The 20,998-nt window shown below is 56.5% G+C and carries 21 protein-coding genes, 2 pseudogenes and 1 other annotated feature; of the genes and pseudogenes, 8 read left to right on the top strand and 15 right to left on the bottom strand.

The window, feature by feature from the left end:
- A partial coding sequence (locus ACOTX5_RS19105; protein WP_223230349.1) for a hypothetical protein occupies window positions 1–104 on the top strand: 104 nt, incomplete at its 5' end.
- Here the strand turns inward: ACOTX5_RS19105 and ACOTX5_RS19100 are convergent.
- Window positions 83–724, bottom strand: a complete 642-nt coding sequence (locus ACOTX5_RS19100) for a hypothetical protein (RefSeq protein ID WP_234101245.1) — start codon at window positions 722–724, stop codon at window positions 83–85. The genes ACOTX5_RS19105 and ACOTX5_RS19100 overlap by 22 nt on opposite strands.
- Window positions 725–1,450: 726 nt before the next feature.
- On the opposite strand from ACOTX5_RS19100, the gene tisB reads away from it, so the two are divergent.
- The 4 genes from tisB (at window position 1,451) to emrD (ending at window position 4,307) form a co-directional block, all read left to right on the top strand.
- Window positions 1,451–1,540 (top strand): type I toxin-antitoxin system toxin TisB, encoded by a 90-nt coding sequence (tisB, locus tag ACOTX5_RS19095; protein WP_017383683.1) that lies wholly within the window; start codon window positions 1,451–1,453, stop codon window positions 1,538–1,540.
- 64 nt (window positions 1,541–1,604) lie between these two features.
- Entirely contained in the window at window positions 1,605–2,051 is a 447-nt protein-coding gene (locus ACOTX5_RS19090) for a GNAT family N-acetyltransferase (protein ID WP_003861064.1), read from the top strand.
- Between the two features lie 62 nt (window positions 2,052–2,113).
- The gene (locus ACOTX5_RS19085) at window positions 2,114–2,947 is read left to right on the top strand and encodes a DMT family transporter (RefSeq protein WP_015570117.1); all 834 of its coding nucleotides are present in this window, start codon (window positions 2,114–2,116) and stop codon (window positions 2,945–2,947) included.
- A 175-nt stretch (window positions 2,948–3,122) separates the two neighbouring features.
- Entirely contained in the window at window positions 3,123–4,307 is a 1,185-nt protein-coding gene (gene emrD, locus ACOTX5_RS19080) for a multidrug efflux MFS transporter EmrD (RefSeq protein WP_015570118.1), read from the top strand.
- On the opposite strand, the pseudogene ACOTX5_RS19075 reads toward emrD, so the two are convergent.
- Window positions 4,213–5,298 (bottom strand): annotated as a pseudogene (locus ACOTX5_RS19075) (cellulase family glycosylhydrolase); the annotation flags it as partial. The gene emrD and the pseudogene ACOTX5_RS19075 sit on opposite strands and share 95 nt — an antisense overlap.
- Before the next feature lie 97 nt (window positions 5,299–5,395).
- Here ACOTX5_RS19075 and dsdA point away from each other — a divergent pair.
- Window positions 5,396–6,682, top strand: coding sequence for a D-serine ammonia-lyase (gene dsdA, locus ACOTX5_RS19070; RefSeq protein WP_045910987.1), 1,287 nt, complete (start codon window positions 5,396–5,398; stop codon window positions 6,680–6,682).
- Between the two features lie 32 nt (window positions 6,683–6,714).
- On the opposite strand, the gene ACOTX5_RS19065 is transcribed toward dsdA, so the two are convergent.
- The 4 genes and pseudogenes from ACOTX5_RS19065 to ACOTX5_RS19050 form a co-directional block, all read right to left on the bottom strand.
- Complete coding sequence (locus ACOTX5_RS19065) at window positions 6,715–7,062, bottom strand: DUF202 domain-containing protein (RefSeq protein WP_045910988.1); 348 nt, start codon at window positions 7,060–7,062, stop codon at window positions 6,715–6,717.
- Entirely contained in the window at window positions 7,052–7,399 is a 348-nt protein-coding gene (locus ACOTX5_RS19060; protein ID WP_003861080.1) for a YidH family protein, read from the bottom strand. The genes ACOTX5_RS19065 and ACOTX5_RS19060 overlap by 11 nt, the downstream gene beginning before the upstream one ends.
- 92 nt (window positions 7,400–7,491) lie before the next feature.
- Window positions 7,492–8,814, bottom strand: coding sequence for a 6-phospho-alpha-glucosidase (locus ACOTX5_RS19055; protein WP_059452869.1), 1,323 nt, complete (start codon window positions 8,812–8,814; stop codon window positions 7,492–7,494).
- Window positions 8,811–10,433: pseudogene (locus tag ACOTX5_RS19050) on the bottom strand (alpha-glucoside-specific PTS transporter subunit IIBC). Before ACOTX5_RS19050 ends, ACOTX5_RS19055 begins: the two are co-directional and overlap by 4 nt.
- 222 nt (window positions 10,434–10,655) lie before the next feature.
- On the opposite strand from ACOTX5_RS19050, the gene ACOTX5_RS19045 reads away from it, so the two are divergent.
- On the top strand, window positions 10,656–11,402 hold the full coding sequence (locus ACOTX5_RS19045; protein ID WP_017383690.1) for a GntR family transcriptional regulator: 747 nt from the start codon (window positions 10,656–10,658) through the stop codon (window positions 11,400–11,402).
- On the opposite strand, the gene ACOTX5_RS19040 is transcribed toward ACOTX5_RS19045, so the two are convergent.
- The 3 genes from ACOTX5_RS19040 to ibpA all read right to left on the bottom strand — a co-directional run bounded on the left by ACOTX5_RS19040 (window position 11,370) and on the right by ibpA (window position 14,198).
- Window positions 11,370–13,031, bottom strand: coding sequence for a putative transporter (locus ACOTX5_RS19040; protein ID WP_017694020.1), 1,662 nt, complete (start codon window positions 13,029–13,031; stop codon window positions 11,370–11,372). The genes ACOTX5_RS19045 and ACOTX5_RS19040 overlap by 33 nt on opposite strands.
- 191 nt (window positions 13,032–13,222) lie before the next feature.
- Window positions 13,223–13,651 (bottom strand): small heat shock chaperone IbpB, encoded by a 429-nt coding sequence (gene ibpB / locus ACOTX5_RS19035; protein WP_015570126.1) that lies wholly within the window; start codon window positions 13,649–13,651, stop codon window positions 13,223–13,225.
- Window positions 13,652–13,787: 136 nt separating this feature from the next.
- Window positions 13,788–14,198, bottom strand: coding sequence for a small heat shock chaperone IbpA (gene ibpA, locus ACOTX5_RS19030; RefSeq protein ID WP_006177605.1), 411 nt, complete (start codon window positions 14,196–14,198; stop codon window positions 13,788–13,790).
- Window positions 14,192–14,266, bottom strand: a sequence feature (ROSE (Repression Of Heat Shock gene Expression) occurs in the 5'-region of heat shock genes and acts as an RNA thermometer to modulate expression.). (Overlaps the previous gene by 7 nt.)
- A 247-nt stretch (window positions 14,267–14,513) precedes the next feature.
- Here ibpA and ACOTX5_RS19025 point away from each other — a divergent pair.
- A complete protein-coding gene (locus ACOTX5_RS19025) occupies window positions 14,514–14,846 on the top strand; it encodes a YceK/YidQ family lipoprotein (RefSeq protein WP_017383693.1) in 333 nt (110 codons plus the stop codon).
- Here ACOTX5_RS19025 and ACOTX5_RS19020 read toward each other — a convergent pair.
- The 6 genes from ACOTX5_RS19020 to dgoR form a co-directional block, all read right to left on the bottom strand.
- On the bottom strand, window positions 14,843–16,072 hold the full coding sequence (locus ACOTX5_RS19020; protein WP_074166478.1) for a DUF3748 domain-containing protein: 1,230 nt from the start codon (window positions 16,070–16,072) through the stop codon (window positions 14,843–14,845). The two genes, ACOTX5_RS19025 and ACOTX5_RS19020, sit on opposite strands and share 4 nt — an antisense overlap.
- Before the next feature lie 51 nt (window positions 16,073–16,123).
- Complete coding sequence (locus tag ACOTX5_RS19015; RefSeq protein WP_015570129.1) at window positions 16,124–17,461, bottom strand: MFS transporter; 1,338 nt, start codon at window positions 17,459–17,461, stop codon at window positions 16,124–16,126.
- Window positions 17,462–17,578: 117 nt separating this feature from the next.
- Window positions 17,579–18,727 (bottom strand): galactonate dehydratase, encoded by a 1,149-nt coding sequence (gene dgoD / locus ACOTX5_RS19010; protein WP_017694024.1) that lies wholly within the window; start codon window positions 18,725–18,727, stop codon window positions 17,579–17,581.
- On the bottom strand, window positions 18,724–19,341 hold the full coding sequence (locus ACOTX5_RS19005; RefSeq protein ID WP_045333540.1) for a 2-dehydro-3-deoxy-6-phosphogalactonate aldolase: 618 nt from the start codon (window positions 19,339–19,341) through the stop codon (window positions 18,724–18,726). The genes dgoD and ACOTX5_RS19005 overlap by 4 nt, the downstream gene beginning before the upstream one ends.
- Window positions 19,325–20,203 carry a 2-dehydro-3-deoxygalactonokinase gene (locus ACOTX5_RS19000; RefSeq protein ID WP_033487036.1) on the bottom strand — a complete coding sequence of 293 codons (879 nt, stop codon included), beginning with the start codon at window positions 20,201–20,203 and terminating at the stop codon, window positions 19,325–19,327. The genes ACOTX5_RS19005 and ACOTX5_RS19000 overlap by 17 nt, the downstream gene beginning before the upstream one ends.
- Complete coding sequence (gene dgoR, locus ACOTX5_RS18995) at window positions 20,200–20,889, bottom strand: D-galactonate utilization transcriptional regulator DgoR (RefSeq protein ID WP_003861109.1); 690 nt, start codon at window positions 20,887–20,889, stop codon at window positions 20,200–20,202. Before dgoR ends, ACOTX5_RS19000 begins: the two co-directional genes overlap by 4 nt.
- Window positions 20,890–20,998 lie beyond the last annotated feature (109 nt).

The raw sequence follows: 20,998 nt of genomic DNA, 5'->3' as shown, positions 1-20,998 counted from the left end.
TGCGGCATTCTGGCTACACAATAACAAGGGAAGACTTACTCGTGGCTGCAACCCTACTAGCTCAAAATTTATTCACACATGGTTACGCTTTGGGGAAATTATGAGGGGATCTCTCAGAGTAAAGCATCTCCAGTTGTGCGGCATAGAGGGTGGCGTAATACTTAGGGTCCAATGTTTTCAGGCGACGAGCAGCAAGAGCGCACTTCTGTTCCGTTCCAATCAATTGAAGCGCCATGACTACGTTAGGTACGCGGCGTGCAAGCCGTTCGACGACGATTTCAGACAGCAGGCCAGATTCGGAAAGGGATTTGGCCAGACCCCATGCTATCGCTAAACGCGCGGCCTTGCTGGTCGGTATGTTATTAACAAGCCCGGTTACTTTTGAATCCATCTTACGAACGCGATTGTTTTCATTTCCATTTTCAGAATCGGAAATAACACTTTCAAAATAAAGATATAGCATGTGGGCTATTACATCGCGATAACGGTAAAGCGAGAGAATTGAGAGGTACATTCTCTTTTCTTCTGAGAGAAGCTCGTCACACACATCGTGATAGCTGGGGATTAAGCATGATGAGTACCAACTTACACGCTCAATTCCTGAGTAAATATCAGAGCCGATCCCCTGTAATGCTTTCCACGTCCCTGCAACGCCCTGCTGCCCATAAATAGCCAACTGCCTGTCGCTTTGGAACTTCATCTTTAAATAATCAGATGCCTGCATAATGTATCCATACTATGCGCGTGGTTATAGATAGTACAATGAAAAATCGAATAATTCAAATTAAGGAGGGTTAACCCCGCAAATATTTAAGAAAAATATAAATTAGTTCATTATTATTTACTGCAATTATAGTCGATACCATTTTTTCACTTTCAGAAGAGTATTGATGTCTGGAATGAGTTTATGTATTGAGAGACGTAAACTTGTATAAGTGGCCTAGAACCAGAACCACTGCTTATTAGAACTTATTAAATTAATCATTGAATCATACTGCATGCCAGCCGCACCCATTGCCAATAAGTCAACAAGCACCTTTTCTGGGCTGCCCTGAAAACAAAAAACCCCGCCTAAGCGAGGTTTTTATCAGGGTTTTGCGGTTGGTTGCCGCAGAACACACTGTGTTACGTCAACGCGAAAAGTATACGCGATCGAAGACGAACGCGCAATTCCGGCACGGATTTTGACGTTTTTGAGTATGGATCGCCTTCCAAATTTTGTCCATAAAATACTGTTCATACATACAGTATTTATCTATACTGAGGGTGTTCGCAGTGAGCGAGGGGGCCGCAGTTTACCGGCGCAACGAAGTCCTGGCTGAAACGGGTGGTGCCGTCAGTGCCTTAACCCCTGAAGTGAGCACACTGTGTTACGTCAATCCAGGTGCTGGCCACAGGCGGCGGAAAGGTACGCCAGCATCGTGCTCCTTTTAACCAAAAGGAGACGCGTATGAGCGTCGTGGATATGGTCATACTTGTCCTCAAACTCATTGTTGCTGTATTGCAACTGCTTGATGCTGTCCTGAAATACGTTCGGTGATTCAGGTTCAAGTCGCACCTGAGAGGGGCGGGCAACCGCCCCTCTTTAATAACGAGGGAATGCTATGTCGCGTCTGTTAATTGAGCCCGTCACGCCCGATGAACCCGGGTATATCGCCCTGAAGGCGGAGAGTATCGCGTTGAATTTCAATATGCTGCGCAGGCTGGAAGAGAACTGGCAGCGGGGTGAAAACCGCTTTAACGCGCCGGGTGAAAAACTGCTGGGGGCGTTTCTTAACGGCAGGCTGGTGGGCGTGTGCGGCCTTAATCGCGATCCGTTCAGCCAGCAGCCGCGCGCCGGACGTATTCGTCATCTCTACGTCAGCGAGAAGTGCCGTGGGCAGGGCATAGGCAAACAGCTTTTGACCGTGGTGATGGCGGATGCCAGCATCTGGTTTGATTTTCTTAATACCCATGCGCCGGAAACCGCGTACGGATTTTACCATCGGGCGGGCTTCAGGCTGGTGTCAGACGAACCCCGGGTGACGCACCGCCTTTTTTGCGCAGTGTAAGCGGCTGGCAGCATCGACGGGTGAATGTTACAGTTGGATGACATTTCACCAACCTATACGCCATGACCATCACCGTTTTCTGCATTTTACTGTTCGCCGCACTGCTGCATGCCAGCTGGAACGCCATCGTTAAAGCCGGAACGGATAAACTCTACTCGGCGATCGGAGTCAGCGGTTCAGCCGCGCTTATTGCCCTGATTTTACTGCCCTTCTCTCCTCAGCCAACTGCCGCAAGCTGGCCATATTTGTTCGTCTCCTGTGCGTTACAGGTGGTGTACACCGTGCTGGTAGCGAAGACCTATCAGGTCTCCGACATGAGCCAGACCTACCCCCTTATGCGCGGGACGGCTCCTCTGCTGGTGGCGCTGATCAGCGTATTGGTGCTCGGGGATCATCTCTCCTGGCTTGCCTGGTCCGGCATTGGGGTCATTTGTCTGTCGATTCTGGCCATGGCGATGAATGGCCGCATGCAGTCACGCAAGGGGATCTGGCTGGCGCTGCTGAACGCCTGTTTTATCGCCGGGTATACCCTGGTGGACGGCACCGGTGTGCGACTCTCGGACACTGCGCTGGGCTATACGCTCTGGACCTTCTTCATGAACGGTTTCTGCCTGCTGAGCTGGGCAATGGTGGCGCGGCGTCGCGAAGCGTCCAGCTACCTGCGCCTGCACTGGAAAAAAGGGCTGCTCGGCGGTGTCGGGACGATGGGATCTTACGGTCTGGCACTCTGGGCGATGACCCAGGCACCGCTGGCTGTGGTCGCGGCACTGCGTGAAACCTCTATTCTCTTCGGCGCATTAATCGCATTTGTGCTTTTAAAAGAGAAGGTTGCCGGCCTGCGCATCGCGGCGGCACTGGGTATTGCTGCCGGTGCGGTCCTGCTGCGCCTGGCGTAATTCGCTGGCAACATTAGTTGCCGATCTTGTTTACAAATCCTGCCTTCACGTCTTCTGTCATTCATCACAGTAATGCTTAAATTGTCATCTCTCTGTGGTAGATTCCTCGCGCATTTATGGGAATGCGTAGTCACTTATTCTTTATTTATCTCTTTTGGCAAAAGTATTCAGCGACATGAAAAAGCAACGGAACGTGAACTTATTGTTGATGCTGGTGTTACTGGTGGCCGTCGGGCAGATGGCACAAACCATCTACATTCCGGCGATTGCCGATATGGCAAAAGATCTGAGCGTCCGCGAAGGTGCAGTCCAGAGCGTGATGGCAGCCTATCTGCTGACCTATGGCGTTTCACAGCTGGTTTATGGTCCCCTGTCCGATCGCGTCGGGCGTCGTCCGGTCATTCTGGTGGGCATGAGCATTTTCATGGTAGCAACGGTGATTGCCATTACCACGCACAGCCTGACCGTCCTGATTGCCGCCAGCGCCCTCCAGGGCGTGGGCACCGGCGTTGGCGGGGTTATGGCGCGTACCCTGCCGCGTGATATGTACCAGGGCACACAGCTTCGTCACGCCAACAGTCTGTTAAATATGGGTATTCTGGTCAGCCCGCTACTGGCCCCGCTGATTGGGGGTCTGCTGGACACCGTCTGGTCCTGGCGCGCCTGTTACGCCTTCCTGCTGGTGCTGTGCATTATTGTCACCTTCAGCATGGCGCGCTGGATGCCGGAAACCCGCCCAAAAGACGCGCCGCGCACGAAGCTCATCGCCAGCTACAAAACGCTGTTCGGTAATGGGTCCTTTACCTGTTATCTGTTGATGCTAATCGGCGGCCTGGCGGGAATTGCGGTGTTTGAAGCCTGTTCCGGCGTGCTGCTGGGCGCAGGCCTTGGCCTGAGCAGCATGGTGGTGAGTATTCTGTTTATTCTGCCGATCCCAGCGGCGTTCTTCGGCGCATGGTTCGCCGGACGTCCGAACAAGCGTTTCTCCACGCTGATGTGGCAGTCGGTGATCAGCTGTCTGCTGGCCGGGCTGATGATGTGGATCCCGGGGCTGTTTGACGTGATGTCGGTCTGGACGTTGCTCATCCCGGCGGCGCTGTTCTTCTTCGGCGCGGGCATGCTGTTTCCCCTCGCCACCAGCGGCGCGATGGAGCCGTTCCCGTTCCTCGCAGGCACGGCAGGCGCGCTGGTGGGCGGTTTGCAGAACATCGGTTCCGGCGCGCTGGCCTGGCTTTCGGCTATGATGCCGCAGACCGGGCAGGCGAGTTTAGGCTTGCTGATGACCCTGATGGGGCTGCTGATTTTGCTGTGCTGGCTGCCGCTGGCGTCGCGTGTCTCGCATCACGAACAGCCGGTTTAACCGCATGATGGCCCGGCTTCTCGCCGGGCTTTTCACAGACGGGCGCAATCATCGCCTGCAATAGCCGCTCTGGGGCAGGCCGCCACGCCCCCTCTTCCCCGTCATAAAACTGAACATCGGCGTTTATCGCATACGGGATGTTGGCCTGTTGCAGCTCGCACGCCATAAACGTGGCAAACGCCATCTGCGAGGCGGTTGGCGTCAGGCTTTTCGATTCGCCCACCCCCCAACCGCCAACCCAGCTCACATGCCCGGTTTTTTGTTGCCAGTGCAGCGCGGCGTTGATTCGGTTACGGATAGCCGCTTTCTCAGCCGCAGTTCCGGACGTCCACGGGTATTTACCGTTCGTTTTCAGCGGGCCCCAGGGGAAAATATGCCACTCCGCCAGCAGGTAATTCTGGCTGTGCGCGGGCAGCTTCAGGCTGGATAAATCCTCCGGCGCGGCGCGCAGACGAGGGGCGATAAAAATCATGCGGCTGGCATCAATGGCGTGAATGTCTTTGATCGCTTTCTCATACACCCGGTTGAGCGAAGCAACGTTGTGGTTGAGCTTGTCCGCCGGTTCGTAGATCAGGTCAAAGCCCAGCAACGGCGAGCGCTGACCAAAATAGTGCGCCACGGCAATCCACCAGTTAATCACCTCTTTTTCGGTATCCGCTTTCGGGTCGTTTTTATATTCATCGGCCTGATAAGCGATGATGGGGATGACGCCGTATTGCTCGCAGGCCTCCACCAGCTTACGCAGGTGAATCAGCCGCGCTTCCGTCGGTTCGCCCGCCACCCGAATACGGACATGGTGTATGCCTTTCACCTGAAAATCACGGACCACCAGCGGGTCGAACTCGCGGATACCGCGCTCGGTGCGTGCCCAGTCGACATCCATTCCGACGCCCAGCATCTGCGCGTAACGGGCAGCCGTCAGCGGCGGCTCAGCGGCACAGGCCCAGCCGGAAGCGATCGCTAACACGGTGACAATCAACGGCTTTAACACGATGCCCCTTGCAAATAATCAAATGCTTTACTCTGTATTTAGCATGCTTTTTCACAATTGGTGTAGAGTCAGAACGAACTAAATTCTGAGACAGATTATGAAAACGACTGACCTTACCAGCCTCATTGACCGGTTTCCGCTGCTGGCGGATTTGATTGCCCTGAAAGAGATCACCTGGCTTAACCCGCGCACCACGACGCTGGCGGAAGGGTTGCCGTATGTCGGGCTGACCAAAGCCGACGTAGACGACGCGCACGCGCGCCTGAAACGCTTCGCGCCGTATCTGGCGAAAGCCTTCCCGGAAACGGCGGCGACGGGCGGGATTATCGAATCCGAACTGGTCGCGATCCCGGCGATGCAAAAGCGGCTGGAGAAAGAGTCCGGCAAGGCCATTCCAGGCACACTGCTGCTAAAAAAAGACAGCCATCTGCCGATTTCCGGCTCCATTAAAGCGCGCGGCGGTATCTATGAGGTGCTGGCCCATGCGGAAAAACTGGCGCTGGAAGCCGGGTTGCTGCGCCTCGAAGACGACTACAGCATTCTGCTGGAGCCGCGCTTTAAGGACTTTTTCAGCCAGTACAGCATTGCCGTGGGTTCAACCGGCAACCTGGGGATGTCTATTGGCATTATGAGCGCGCGCATCGGCTTTAAGGTCACGGTGCATATGTCCGCCGACGCCCGCGAGTGGAAGAAAGCCAAACTGCGCAGCCACGGCGTGATCGTCGTGGAATATGAGCAGGATTATGGCGTGGCGGTGGAGCAAGGACGCAAAGCGGCGGAAAGCGATCCGAACTGTTTCTTTATTGACGATGAGAACTCACGCACGCTGTTCCTGGGCTATGCGGTTGCAGGTGAACGCCTGAAAGCGCAGTTTGCCGCGCAGGGGCGCGTGGTGGATGCCGATCATCCCCTGTATGTCTACCTGCCGTGCGGCGTCGGCGGTGGCCCCGGCGGCGTGGCGTTTGGCCTGAAGCTGGCCTTTGGCGATAACGTCCACTGCTTCTTCGCGGAGCCCACGCACTCGCCGTGTATGCTGCTGGGTGTTTATACCGGGCTGCACGATGAAATCGCCGTGCAGGATCTGGGCATTGATAACGTGACGGCGGCGGACGGTCTGGCGGTAGGACGTGCCTCCGGCTTCGTGGGCCGCGCGATGGAACGCCTGCTTGACGGGTTCTACACCCTTTCCGACCAGAGCATGTACGACATGCTCGGCTGGCTGGCTCAGGAGGAAGGGATTCGCCTCGAGCCGTCGGCGCTGGCGGGGATGGCCGGGCCGCTGCGCGTCGATGCCGATGAGAACGTTACCCACCTGGTGTGGGCGACCGGCGGCGGCATGGTGCCGGAGGATGAGATGGCGAAGTATTTAGCTAAAGGGAAGTAATTATGCCGGGTGGCGGCTACGCCTTACCCGGCCTACAGGTGCAAAATTTGTTGAATGTGGGTTACCGCAAACAGCAGTGACAACGACAGCACGGCCAGGGCGATGAGGAACTTATCCCGCACCGCTTTCGGCTGCGCAAAGTCGTTCTGCGCCACGTCCATCAGGTTACGGCTGCGGGTGTAGCGCCATAAAATGACGGCTACCAGCGCCAGCACAACAATGGAGATCCAGAATGGCGCCCCCGTGCGGTGCCAGTTGTGCTTAATGGCAAGAGCGATCAGCGCGCCATACCCCAGCAGCGTGCGCAGCCAGGCCAGCGAGGTTCGCTCCGGCTGAAGCCCGGGGTCCGCTTCCCGCCGTGCTTTGCGGCTATCCGGCATACAACACCAGTAACATCACTACGCCCGCAACCATCAGCAAAATCGTACTAATGATGAGCAAGCCGCGCGTGTAGGGGAGATCCTGCTTCAGACGCATCGCCTTTTCATTTCTAAGCCAGCGCAGATAGCCATAAATCGCCAGCACACCGGCAATCAGGCACAGCAGCAGGGCCAGCACTTCGCGAATCAACGGGGTGGCAAAATCGGGGGCGAGCTGATCAAGACCGACACCTGCGGCCAGAAAGCCCAGGGCGGTGCGGATCCACGCTAAGAACGTGCGTTCGTTAGCCAGTGAGAAGCGGTAGTCCGGTGCTTCACCGAGGCGGGAAATGTTCATGAAGGTTCCTTGTCGTGCTGCATGCAGGCTTCAGCATAGCGTAATTCAGCCAGGACAAGGAGACCGGCATCTGGCGATGCCGGTCAGGAAAATTAATGCAGTTCCGGCCAGTACTCTTTGTTGGCTTCAATCAGATCGTCCAGAATCGCCCTCGCCACCGATGCGCTCGGTACGGTTTTCGACAGGGTAATCGCCTGCCATAGTTTCTGATACGAGCGCTGCTCCCAGGCGTCCACCACCAGTTTTTCCACTGCCACCTGCTGGCTCATGAGCCCTTTCTGGAAGTGCGGAATATCACCCACGGTCAGCGGCTCCGGTCCGTTGTGGCCGACCAGACAAGGGATTTCTACCATCGCGTCGGCGTCAAAATTATGGATAGCCCCATTGTTAGGCACAATCAGCAGCATGCGTTCCTGGGTATTAAAGGCGATCGCGGTCGCCAGATCGACGATGTACGACGCATGTTCGTCGATTTCCAGTTCACCGGCAGAAGAATGACCGGCTTCGATAATCGCCCGGCATGAACTGAATACATGCTTCTCACGGTGATCCATCACTTCATTGGCGCGGGTACGCTCCGGGTTGGAATGGGCGACCACATAGTCCGGGAACAGGTAATACTTCAGGTAGGTGTTCGGCATGGTGTCCGGATCCAGCGCCTGTACGTCTTTAGCCTTGGCGAAAGTATCATTCCAGCTCGCTTCAGTATGCGCATCTTCCGAAGGCGGAACATAACCGTTTTTCGGCACGTATTCGCGCAGTTTCGGCATCAGATCGTTGCCGTTCAGATCTTCAATCGACGTCCACCAGCCGAAGTGGTTCAGACCGTAGTAGCGCACGCGCATCTCTTTGCGGTCTTTCAGACCGACGATTTGCGCCATACGTCCTTCAATGCCGATCGGCATGTCGCAGATGTTGAGAATTTTCGCGTTCGGACGCAGGCGGCGCGTGGCTTCCGCGACAATCGCCGCCGGGTTGGAGTAGTTCAGCATCCACGCGTTCGGGGAGTACTGCTCCATGTAATCCACCAGCTCCAGCACGCCGCCGATGGAGCGCATGCCGTAGGAGATGCCGCCCGGCCCGCACGTTTCCTGGCCCAGCACGCCGTGGCGCAGCGGGATTTTTTCATCTTTTTCACGCATGGGGTATTTGCCCACGCGAATATGCGCCATCACGAAATCCACATCGGTAAAGGCCGCTTCAGGATCGGTGGTGTAACTAAATTCAATCTCCGGCGCCTGCTCCTTAAGGATGATTTTGCACGCCTCGGCGATGATCTCCTGACGTGCTCCGTCATTGTCATAGAACTTCAGCGCACGCAGCGGGAAACGGTCACGGTTGGCTAACAGCATCAGGACGATACCAGGCGTGAATGTACTGCCGCCGCCTGCAATAACAACTGAGAATTTTTTCATGATATAGCCTCTGTCAGAGTGGTTTGTTCGTTTGTTAAGGGGGTTTTCATCAGCGATTCCAGCTGGTCGCGCACCTGAGGAACGTGCAGACCGACAATCACCTGTATGCCGTTGCCGCGCCGCACCACACCGTGTGCGCCCAGGGCTTTGAAGACGTCGTCGCTTTGGGTTTTCGTCATATCCACCAGGGCGATACGCAAGCGGGTGGCGCAGTTATTGATACTTTCGATGTTTGCTGCGCCGCCGAGCGCCTGTAAGAACCCAGCAGCCTGCCCGATCTGCTGGCTGGCTGCCGCCGGGGCGGTGGTTTGCCCGCGCGCGGCCTTATAGTCGGCTTTGTTGTAGAGTTTGATTTCGCTCTCTTCCCGGCCCGGCGTTCTGAGATTCAGACGTTCGATAAGCGTTCTGAAGACCACGAAGTAGATCCCGGTGAAGCAGAGGCCGATGCCAATCTGGGTGAATACCGTCGAGGCGTGGTTATGGAACATCGGGATCCAGTTTTGCGGCAGGAACTGGTCCAGCAGACCGCCCCCCATGTTCCCCACCACCCCGAAGGTATACATCACCGTCGCCATCGTTGCGGCCAGCACGGCGTGGATGGCAAACAGCAACGGCGAGATAAACAGGAAGGTGAACTCCAGCGGTTCGGTAATGCCCACCAGCACGGCGGTAAGCGTGGCCGGGATCAGCAGACCTGCCACTTTGACGCGGTTCTCCGGCGACGCGGTATACCAGATAGCCAGCGCAATACCGACTGAGCCAAACACCTTAGAGTTGCCGTGCAGCGCGAATCCGCCCTCCGGAAACAGCGTTTTCAGCGGCACAGTGCTCTGGCTGAATTCCTGAAGGTGCTGTGCCCAGTAGACCTAAATGCCGCCTTCTACCGCAGCCGGGCCGAAGATAAACGGGCCGTAGACAAAGTGGTGCAATCCGGTTGGGATCAGAATGCGTTCCAGGAAGGTATAAACCCATACGCCCAGCGCGCCAGCGGTACGTAGAAAGGCCTGCAACGACTCAATGCCCATCTGCACTTTCGGCCATCCCAGCAGCGTCAGCCAGGCGCAGGGGATCATGACGAAGAACGCGAGGATAACGACAAACGAGGTGCCCTGGAAAATCCCCAGAAAGACCGGCAACGGCTTGTCGAAAAATCGGTTGTGGATGGCGGTGACGAGCCCGGAAATGATAATCGCCCCGATGATGCTGGTATCAAGCGTTTTGATTCCGGCAATCATCGCCAGCCCGCTGCCGGCAGTGGGTTCAGCAGAGAAGTCGACGCCAAAGAAGTGACCCCAGGTCATCCCCATCGCATTGATAAAGTAGTTCCAGGTCAGGAAGCTAATCAGCACCGCCAGACAGGCGCGGCCCTGCGCCTGCTTTGCCAGGCCAATCGGTAAGCCGACAGCAAAAATCAGCGGCATATTTCGGAACACCGCCCAGCCGCCCTCTTCGATGATGTGAACAATTTGCGCGAACAGATTATCCGGCGCGGTTAAGGCCTCACCGACAAACAGCGGATTGCGAAGCATGATGGCGATCCCAACCACGATCCCGGCAAAGGGAAACAGCAAAACCGGGGTGAACATGGCGCCGCCAAAACGTTGTATTTGACTGAGCATTTTTAAATCCTCATGAAACAACCTGTAGGGGATAGAGGCCTTTATGGTTTTTTACTGGCCTGAGGTGAGCATAAGAACTTACTGATGCAGCAACATGGTATGCCGCTGCGATTCGTGATCGCATTCATGGTTTTAATTTGACCAATCAGGTCTACTTTTTAAAATAAAAATAGACAAGTTAAGACGTAATCCACGCCATGATGTGCGCAGAGAGGTCTACTGGTGATCTACAAATCAATTGCCGATCGGCTGCGGCTGCGGCTGAATTCCTCGGACTACAACATTGGCAGTCCGTTACCCGGAGAAAAAGCGCTGGCAAAGGAGTTTGGCGTAGCCCGGATGACCATCCGCAAGGCGCTGGATCTGCTGGTAAGCTGGGGGCTGGTTGAACGTCGACACGGCAGCGGGACGTTCGTGGCGCGCAAAGACGTTCATCATGAAACGACTAACCTGACCGGGCTGGTGGAGGTGCTGCGCCAGCAGGGGAAAGAAGTGCAGAGCAAGGTGTTGCAGTTTGAAGTGATGCCCGCGCCGCCCGCCATCGCCAGCCAGCTGCGGATTCAGGTTGATGAGCGGATCTATTTTTCAAGGCGGGTGCGTTACGTGGACGGAAAACCGCTGATGCTGGAGGACAGCTTTATGCCGGTGAAGCTGTTCCGCAATCTTTCCCTGGCGCATCTCGAAGGATCTAAGTTTGATTACATCGAGAAGGAATGCGGGATCACCATCAGCGGCAACTACGAGAGCCTGACGCCGGTGCTGGCAGATAAACAGCTGGCCGGTTATATGAATGTGCCGGAACAGACGCCGCTGCTGCGCATCACCTCCCTTTCCTACAGCGACAGCGGCGAGTTCCTCAATTATTCCGTGATGTTCCGGAACACCAGCGATTACCAGGTGGACTACCATCTGCGGCGCATCCACCCGGAAGACTTGTTAGCCCATCCCCCAGAACAGCACCGCCAGTAGCTGCGGGGTGATGATGCGCAGAAACATCACCAGCGGATAAACCGTGGCGTAGGACAACGCCGCCGCGCCGCTGGTGGCGTGCAGGTTGTTGGCGAACGCCAGCGCGGGCGGATCGGTCATGGAACCGGCCAGCATGCCGCACAGCGTGAGATAGTTCATTTTAGCGAAGATACGTGCCAGTAATCCGACCGTTATCAGTGGGATAGCGGTAATAAATATGCCGTATCCTACCCAGCTCATCCCTTCGCCGTTGACCAGAGTATCGACAAAATCGCCGCCGGATTTCAGCCCCACCACCGCCAGAAACAGCACGATGCCTAACTCCCGCAGCGCCAGGTTAGCACTCGGCGGCATAAACCAGTAGAGCTTACCGATGGAGCCGATACGCCCGAGGATCAGCGCCATAATGAGCGGCCCGCCTGCCAGACCCAGCTTCAGTGCTACCGGGAAGCCGGGCACGTACAGGGGGATGGAGCCAAGCATGACGCCAAGCCCGACGCCGATAAAGACCGGCAGCATCTGCACCTGCTGGAGTTTTTGCTGGGCGTTGCCTACCATGTCCGCTACGGCATCAATGGATGAGGGACGCCCGACGAGGTTGAGAATATCACCGAATTGCAGGCTGGCATCCTGGCTGGCCACCAGCTCGACACCGGCGCGGTTAAGCCGGGAGATCACCACGTCATAACGCTCTTTAACCTGCAAATCGCGTATTTTCTTGCCCAAAACCTTCTCATTGGTCACTACCACGCGCTCCACGCGCATGTCCGTTCCACGGGTTGAGAGTGAGGTATCCACCTCCTGACCGATCACCAGCCGGGCATTGTTTAAATCCGCCGGTTGCCCTACCAGATGCAGGAGATCGCCGTGCTGAATAAGGGTATCCGGTGAAGGCACCATCAGCGTTTCATCACGTTTCAGGCGGGAACAGATAATGGTCGCGCTGTTCAGAATGGGAACATCCTGTATCGCCATATTGTTCAGGTTGGGGTTTTCGACGCGAATGTTGATGGTTTTAATGAGCGCATGGCCGTTGGTCAGCGTGCTTTCATGCTCTTTTGCCTCCTGCTCGACGTTAACGCGGAACAGCACGCGCACCAGCCACATCGAGAGCAAAATACCGCAAATGCCAAACGGATAGGCCATGGCGTAGCTCATCCCCATCTGATCGACGACATCAGCAGGGATACCCAGATCGCGCAGAATTTGCTGGCCCGCCCCGAGCGCGGGCGTATTCGTGACGGCGCCGGAGAAGATGCCCAGCACAACGGGCAGCGGAATCGCGAAGAGTTTATGCAGAATGGCGGTAACCAGCCCACCCATCACGACGATGCCGAAGGCAAAGAGATTAAGGCGTAAACCGGAGACGCGCAGGGAAGCGAAGAAGCCCGGCCCCACCTGAATACCGATGGTATACACAAAGAGGATCAGGCCGAACTCCTGGATGAAATGCAGCATATCGGCGCTGAGCACCCACCCAAGCTGGTCGGCAAAATGGCCGACAAAAATCCCGCCGAACAGCACCCCACCGATGCCAAATCCGACGCCGCGGATTTTGATATTCCCCAGCCATAGCCCCACTACCGCGACAAGGGCCAACACGCTAACGGTTAACGCGATATCACTCATGATCCACATCCTGTGTATAACCATAGTTATGCTAAGGATTCTCTCAGAGCTGACGGCGGTTGTATGGGCGATGGCGCACAAAAAAGCCCTGCCGGGGCAGGGCTTCATGGCATCTGTGAGCGAGTCGGGTGGCGGCTGCGCCTTACCCGACCTACAGGATCGGCAGGTTTGCCACCCGGCAAAAACGTGGTTTAGCTGTTCAACGCCGGGCGTTCGCTAATGGCGATGCGCTGAGGCGCAATGGCTTCCGGCACGTTACGGGTGAGGTCAATGTTCAGCAGCCCGTTAGTGAACGTCGCGCCAGAAACTTCCATATGGTCTGCCAGGGTAAAGCTCAGGCTAAACGGCTGAGTGACAAGCCCCTGATGCAGCCATTTGGTCTCGGTGTCTGGTTTTTCCGGTGACCCTTTCACGGTCAGGCGCGTACCCTCAAGCTGGATGTCGAGATCTTCCTGGCGGAACCCGGCCAGCGCAAGCGTGATGCGGTAGTGGTTATCATCGCTTTTTTCGATGTTGTACGGCGGAAAGGTCTGCTGTTCGGTTGCGCTTTGCAGCGCGTTAGCCAGTTTGTCAAAACCGATCCACTGACGCAGCAGGGGGGATAAATCGTAGTTACGCATACTAAATCTCCTTCTGAGAAGCGAGTTCGGCACAGTTTAATTTTGTGCACAGTTGTACCTGCAAACCCTTGCGGATTCGCATATGCTCCCGTTACGGCAAGCAAGTTCGGGTGGGCCGCTCACGCGACCCGCGTAATTAGTTGATTTCGATACGACGCGGTTTTTTCTCTTCCGGAATCACACGTTCCAGTTCGATAAACAGCAGGCCGTTCACCAGGTTCGCGCCCTTGACGTGGATGTTCTCAGCCAGCTGGAACTTGCGCTCAAAGTTGCGCTCTGCGATGCCCTGGTAGAGGTAGGTTCGTTCTTTCTGCTCGGCCGTATGGGAGCCTTTCACCACCAGCAGATTGTCCTGCGCGGTGATCTCCAGTTCGCTCTCTGCGAAACCGGCAACAGCAATCGCAATGCGATAGTGGTTTTCGTCAACCAGTTCAACGTTGTAAGGAGGATAGCCGTTGCTCTGGCTCTGGTTGTTTTCTAAGTGGTTGAACAGACGATCGAAACCAATGGCAGAACGGTATAGCGGAGAGAGATCGAAATTACGCATGGATAAATGCTCCTGAAATCAGCGAGAAAATGTAGCCTTCCACCATGGACAGGCTTCTGCTTCCCCGAACACCCATCAGGCGTGTCCGTTATCGGGTTACATTCTTAAAATGGGTCTGGATACGGCCTTTTCAAGACTGTTGATGTGAGATTTTTTTGCACTTTGCTGGTTGTCGCATAGACTCAGGGGCACAGCACAAAGGGTTAAATTGCGATGACGACCACAGTGCGGGAGTTTTGAGCTATCCATTTTGGACGCGCCTCGCTATAACCCTGAGTTGCAGGTCAATGCCGTGCTACTAAAGATGACTGAGTGATGATGAGAAATGTTCTGATTAAGCTGGCGTCGTTCAGCGGGGTTGTTTTACTTTGCGGGTGTTCGAGCGTGATGTCGCACACCGGCGGTAAAGAAGGAACATATCCGGGGACGCGCGCCAGTGCCGCAATGATCTCTGATGATGAGACAAACTGGGGTACCAAATCTCTGGCGATTCTTGATATGCCGTTTACGGCGGTTGCCGATACGCTTCTGCTGCCGTGGGATATGTTCCGCACCGACAGCTCAGTGCGTTCGCGCGTTGAGAAAAGCGAGCAGGAAAAGCTGGCGACCAATTCCGTCATCCCGCCCGCAGAGATGCCTCCACGCTAATTCTGTGCGGTTTCCGTTAGCCACAGCTGGCGGAAACCGTCCTTCTCTTCCATCCATGCAATAGATCGTCCGTCCGGGGAAAACACCACAGCGTCAGCAGACGGCGGATTGCCGTGATCGGACGTCAAAAACGTCACCTCTCCGGTCTGCGCATCGCAGCAGGCAATACGGCCTGCAAGCACAAATCCCAGCCCGTTGCCGGAAGGATGCCAGTTAAAGGCCGACTGAATATCACGCTCAGTGTGGGTTAGCTGACGCGGCTCGCCGCCCTCAGGGGAGATAAGCCACAGCTGCACAACGGCGTTATCGTCCCGCATTAAAAACGCAATCTGCGTCCCCTGCGGATTGCTGCGCACCCAGTGGCGCGGTACGTTCACCAGCCCCGGATACGCCTTCTGATGGGTGAAGGTTAAGCGACGTTGCGTTACGCCCGCAGGCGGCGCGGGCATTGTATCAGGCGTTCCCTGCAACGGCGCATCGCCCACCCGTTTCCAGCCCTGCTCGTCTTTGGGGAGATCGACAATAAACAGTTCGGGCACTTTCTCGCCTTTCGCAGACACCGTATCGCCGATAAACGCCAGCCTGTCGTTGCCCACCCAGCCCTCTTCATAGGCGCGGTTTACCTCATTGCTGCCCGGTTTCGGGTTCGGCGTTGTACGGCTTACCAGTACGCTCCAGAAGGTGCCGGCATATTCCCGCGGATGGTTCCCCTGTGGGTTTACCGGGCCAAAAGGCGCCGCCACCCCGACGTTACGCAAATCCAGCTGCGGATCGCGCGCGTGCAGCACATGGTCGTTGTAGGTAAAGCTGACGAACTGCCCGTTCGGGCTAAAAACGTGGACGTGGCTGCCGCCACGCAGCGCGCCTGCGGTGTAAGGCGCGGTGATATCCATCGCATCAAGATTGCTCACCTGACCATTGTGCGCAATCACCCCCTGACGATGGTGAAAATCATACTGCCAGTCTGCATCCGGGTTTTTCGGGCCGTGGATAAAAACATATTTTTCCTGCGCCGGATGAACGGTTACCACGCCGACATGCGCGCCGTCAGTCGCACGGTAGATCGCCTCAACCTCGCCCGTACTAACATTGACCCGCTCAATGGTTTCACCGGTAAACGACGCGCCGGACGGGCGGACATCATAGACAAGCCACTGGCTGTCTGGCGTCCAGATGTTGATGTTGGTGAGCTGGTGGTTGCGGGAAGCGAAGGTGATTTGTTTCATGAAAATACCCTGATGCGCGGTTATCGCATCAGGGTAAAACATCCGAAGGGATTAGCCTACTCGTTTAACGTCGCCGACCAGCAGGATGTAGGAGAGCGCCCCGATCAGCGCCACGGCAGAGATATACACCAGAGCCGGACCAAAGCCGTAGTCCTGCGCCAGGTAACCGATGACCAGCGGTACGGTGATCCCGCCCAGGCCGCCAACGAAGTTAAACACGCCGCCAGTCAGGCCGATCAGACGCATCGGCGCCAGGGACGACACCAGCGACCAGGTGATGGAGGCAAAACCGTTTCCGAAGAACGCTACCGCCATCAGGGTCATGATCCACACCGGATCGTTGGTGTAGTTCGCTCCCATGATGCAGGTAGAGATCAGCAGTCCGCAGATAATCGGCGTTTTACGCGCAACGCCCAGCGAGAAGCCTTTTTTCACCAGCTTATCCGCCAGCCAGCCCGAGAGCAGGACGCCGAAAAACGCCGCAAGGAAGGGTACGGTGGTCATAAAGCCTGCCTTCAGCGCGGTAATACCTTTTTCCTGGGTCAGATAGTTCGGGAACCAGGTGAGGAAGAACCACAGCGTGGAGGTCACCGCGAACTGTCCCAGATACACGCCCACCAGCTTACGGTGGAAGACCAGCTTCCAGTCCGCTCTGGTCAGCGGCTGGCGCGCCTCTTTTTTCACGGGCGCATCGCCATCCACCAGGCCACCGCCGTCGCGGATGTAGTCCAGTTCGGCTTTGGTGATGCTTTTGGTCAGGCGCGGCGGCTGATAAACCTTAAACCAGATGAGCGACCAGATAATGCCGATCCCGCCGGTGACGATAAACACCCAGTGCCAGCTCAGCAGCTCCTGGATCCAGATTAACAGCGGCGTCAGAAACGCCAGACCAACAAACTGCCCGGAGGTGTAAAAACCAACAGCGGAAGCGCGTTCGTGTTCAGGGAACCAGCTGGTCACCATGCGGTTGTTGGTCGGAAACGCCGGCGCTTCAAACACCCCGGTGATGGCGCGCAGGCCAATCAGCGACATCAGCCCGGTCGCGAAGCCCTGGAACAGGGTCGCCACGGACCAGCCAAAAATAGCGATAAAGTAGGTCAGACGTGAACCCACGCGGTCAAGGAACCAGCCACCGGGGATCTGACAGAGCGTATACAGCCAGGCAAACGCCGAGAAGACGTAGCCCATTTCCGCTTTGGTGATGCCAAACTCTTCCTGAATATGAGCCGATGCCACGGCAAGGTTGGCGCGGTCGACATAACAGATGACCACGGTAATAAAGATCATGATCAGCGTCAGGTAACGACGACGCCCGGTTTTTGCAGCAGTAACTGGAATATCCATCGCAATCTGTCTCCAGATTTTGGGCATAGCGAAGCCGCTCACCATGCCCTGTAATTTACAGAGGGTTATATTTTTTCTATGTACGTTTTTTTTGCCCGGTGGCGCTTCGCTTACCGGGCCTACGAGAGAGTAGGCCGGATAAGCGTAGCGCCATCCGGCGATTTACCACTCGGCTACGGAACCGTCTTCAAGACGCCACAGTGGGTTACGCCAGTCCGGCGCACTTTTACTCAGCTCAATGACTTTGGCTTCGTCGATCTCCACGCCAAGGCCCGGCTTTGTTAACGGTTTAAAGAAACCACCTTCCATGCTGAAGTCTTCTTTGTTTTTCACAAAGTCGAGCAGCTCCGCGCCCTTGTTATAGTGTATGCCCATGCTTTGTTCCTGGAACACCGCATTGCGGGAGACGAAGTCGACGTGCAGGCAGGCCGCCAGCGCAATCGGCCCAAGCGGACAGTGCGGCGCCAGCGCCACATCGTAGGCTTCTGCCATTCCGGCAATTTTGTAGCATTCGGTGATGCCGCCCGCGTGGGAGAGGTCCGGTTGCAGGATCGCAATGCCGCCCGCTTCCAGCACGCGTTTAAACTCGAAGCGCGAGAACATGCGTTCCCCCGCCGCGATGGGAATGTGCGTCTGTTCAGCCAGTTTCGGATAGTATTCCGCCTGCTCGGCCAGCACCGGCTCTTCGATAAACAGCGGGCGATACGGCTCCAGCTCTTTAATCAGCACTTTGGCCATTGGCGCGCTGACGCGGCCGTGGAAATCCAGACCAAACTCAATCTCGTTGCCGAAGGCTTCACGGATTTGCGCCACGGTATTCACCGCCCGGTCTACCGCGCGCGAGTTGTCGATAACGCCCATTTCTTCGCAGCCGTTGAGTTTGAAGGTGTCAAAACCGATGTTGCGCAGTTGCCGGATACCGTCGATCACTTCCGCAGGGCGGTCACCGCCCACCCAGCTGTAGGCTTTGATTTTGTCGCGCACCAGGCCGCCCATTAATTGCCAGACCGGGGCATTGAGCACTTTGCCTTTGATATCCCACAGCGCCTGATCAATACCGGCGATTGCGCTCATCAGAATCGGCCCCCCGCGGTAGAAGCCCGCCCGGTACATGACCTGCCACAGGTCGTTGATGCGCGCCGGATCCTGGCCAATCAGGTATTCGCCCAGCTCGTGAACCGCGGCTTCAACGGTTCGCGCACGGCCTTCAATCACCGGCTCGCCCCAGCCAACCACGCCTTCGTCGGTTTCGATTTTCAGGAACATCCAACGCGGGGGTAAACGGTACGTGGTGAGTTTGGTTATTTTCATTGCACTGCCTCTCGATACGCTTTCACAAATGCTGCCGCCTGCTGTGCGGTACGCTCAACGGGCTGACCTGCACGATAGAGATCGCTGCCCAGCCCCGCGCCCACACAGCCCGCGCTCATCCACTGGCCCAGGTTTTCCGGCGTGACGCCGCCCACGGCAAAGACCGGCACGCTGACGGGTAAGACCGCTTTCAGCGCTTTGATGTAATCCGGACCAAAGGCCGACGACGGGAAAATTTTGAGAGACTGTGCGCCCGCATCGAGGGCGGCAAAGGCTTCTGTGGCCGTGGCGCAACCCGGGCAGACGGTCATGCCGTAATCCACCGCCCGGCGGATCACCTCGGGGTTGATATTCGGTGTGACGATAAGCTTGCAGCCCATTTTCGCCAGTTCATCCACCTGCTCCGGCTGTAATACGGTGCCAGCGCCAATCAGCGCCTTATCACCAAACGCCTTCACAACTGCCGGAATGCTTTTTTCCCACTCCGGGGAGTTGAGCGGGATTTCCACCGCGTCGAACCCGGCGTCGATCACCGCGCCAACGTGCGCTAAGGCCTCTCCGGGCGTGATACCGCGCAAAATCGCGATCAGGGGAAGTTCAGTTTGCCACTGCATGAGCGATGCTCCTTATGCCTGCCTGAAATGCCGTGTCGCCTTCCACCGCAGCAACATCCCGTCCGATAGCGTGGAACGCCTGGCGGTAACGAGACGTCAGCGATGAACCCGCGACGAGCGTGATGGCCTGCTGCCCGGCGAACGCGTCGCTCAGAGTGGCGACTTCTGCGCCAATCAGCAGGCCGGACAGAAATTCGCTGACCTGTTCGCGCGGAAGATTTCCCAGCACGTGCGAGGCGCGAACCTCAAAAAGTTGCGGCAAAACGGCAGGGGATGCGATCCCGCGCTCAAGCCCGGCGGCAAACGCTTCCGGCGAAGGGGTCTGCTCCGGCAAACCGGCCCCCACCAGCGAATGCTTAAGCAGCAAGTGGTGCAGTTCGCCGGTCATCACGGTGCGGAAATCATGAATTTGCTCAGCATCCGCCTGGACCCATTTGCAGTGCGTCCCGGGCATGACGTAGACGGAAGAAGGAGAAAGGGTGCGCGCCCCGAGCAGCTGCGTCTCTTCGCCGCGCATCACATTATGGTTATCGTCGCGAGAGACGCATAAACCGGGAATAATCCAGACATTGTCGACAACGGACGTTAACTGCTCGCCAACGGCGGTGAAATGCACCGGAACTGACAGGTAAGGCGCGACCTTCCACCCCACGTTACTGCCGACCATTCCGGCCATCACCACTGGCGTAGTACCGTCGCGCCAGTTTTGTGTCACTTCTGCTAACACCGCTGCGGGGGATTTACCGTTCAGGCGCGTCACACCTGCTTCTGATTGCCTGCTTTCCAGGCACTGCTCACCCTGGTAGAGCCAGGCGCGCAGATTGGTCGATCCCCAGTCAATTGCGATGTAGCGTGATGTCATGTGATTTCCTTCAACCTTCGTGTCGAGCTGGCGATCATGGTCAGCGCCGCCTGCTCTGCCGCATCGCCGTCCTGATGCCGTATCGCATCGAACAGCGCTTTATGTTCCTGAAGCGTTTTCGGCATGTTGGCCTCATCGCCCATCCAGGTACGTTCAAATACTGCTCGCTGTAGCGAGCTGATCGCCACGCTAAGCTGCTGTAAAACCGGGTTATGCACCGACTGCAATACCGCTTCGTGGTAACGAATGTCCGCTTCGTTGAACGCCTCCCGATTCTGGTTATTGGCGATCATGTCGTTTAAAGCCGACTCAATCTGTGCCAGGTCACCTGACGTTGCGCGCTCTGCCGCCCAGCGGGCGATGGCCGGTTCCACCAGATTTCGAACTTCGCTCATCGCGCCGATGAGCCGTGGGTCGTAGTCGTTTTCCAGCACCCATTGCAGAACATCGGTATCGAGGTAGTTCCACTGGTTACGCGGCGCCACAAACGCGCCGCGATAGCGCTTCATTTCAATCAGCCGCTTCGCCATCAGCGAGCGGAACACTTCCCGAATGATGTTGCGCGAGGTTTCAAACTCCTCGCACAGTTCCGCCTCTGCTGGCAGCGGCGAACCGGGAACGTATTTGCCACCCACAATCTGAGTGCCCAGCGTGATGACAATGCGATCGGTTTTATTGAGTGTCATGGAGAGTCCTTGTGCTCTGTAAGTCCATCACTACTTTACCGCGACCGCTGAATTTCGCCTCACTTTTGCAGTACAAACGTGAGGCCTTTCGTCTTTGCCGTGGTGACAA

This window comes from Enterobacter cloacae complex sp. IR5441, assembly GCF_049238215.1.
Classification (GTDB): domain Bacteria; phylum Pseudomonadota; class Gammaproteobacteria; order Enterobacterales; family Enterobacteriaceae; genus Enterobacter; species Enterobacter hormaechei_C.
This window is presented reverse-complemented; position numbering and strand designations above follow the sequence as displayed.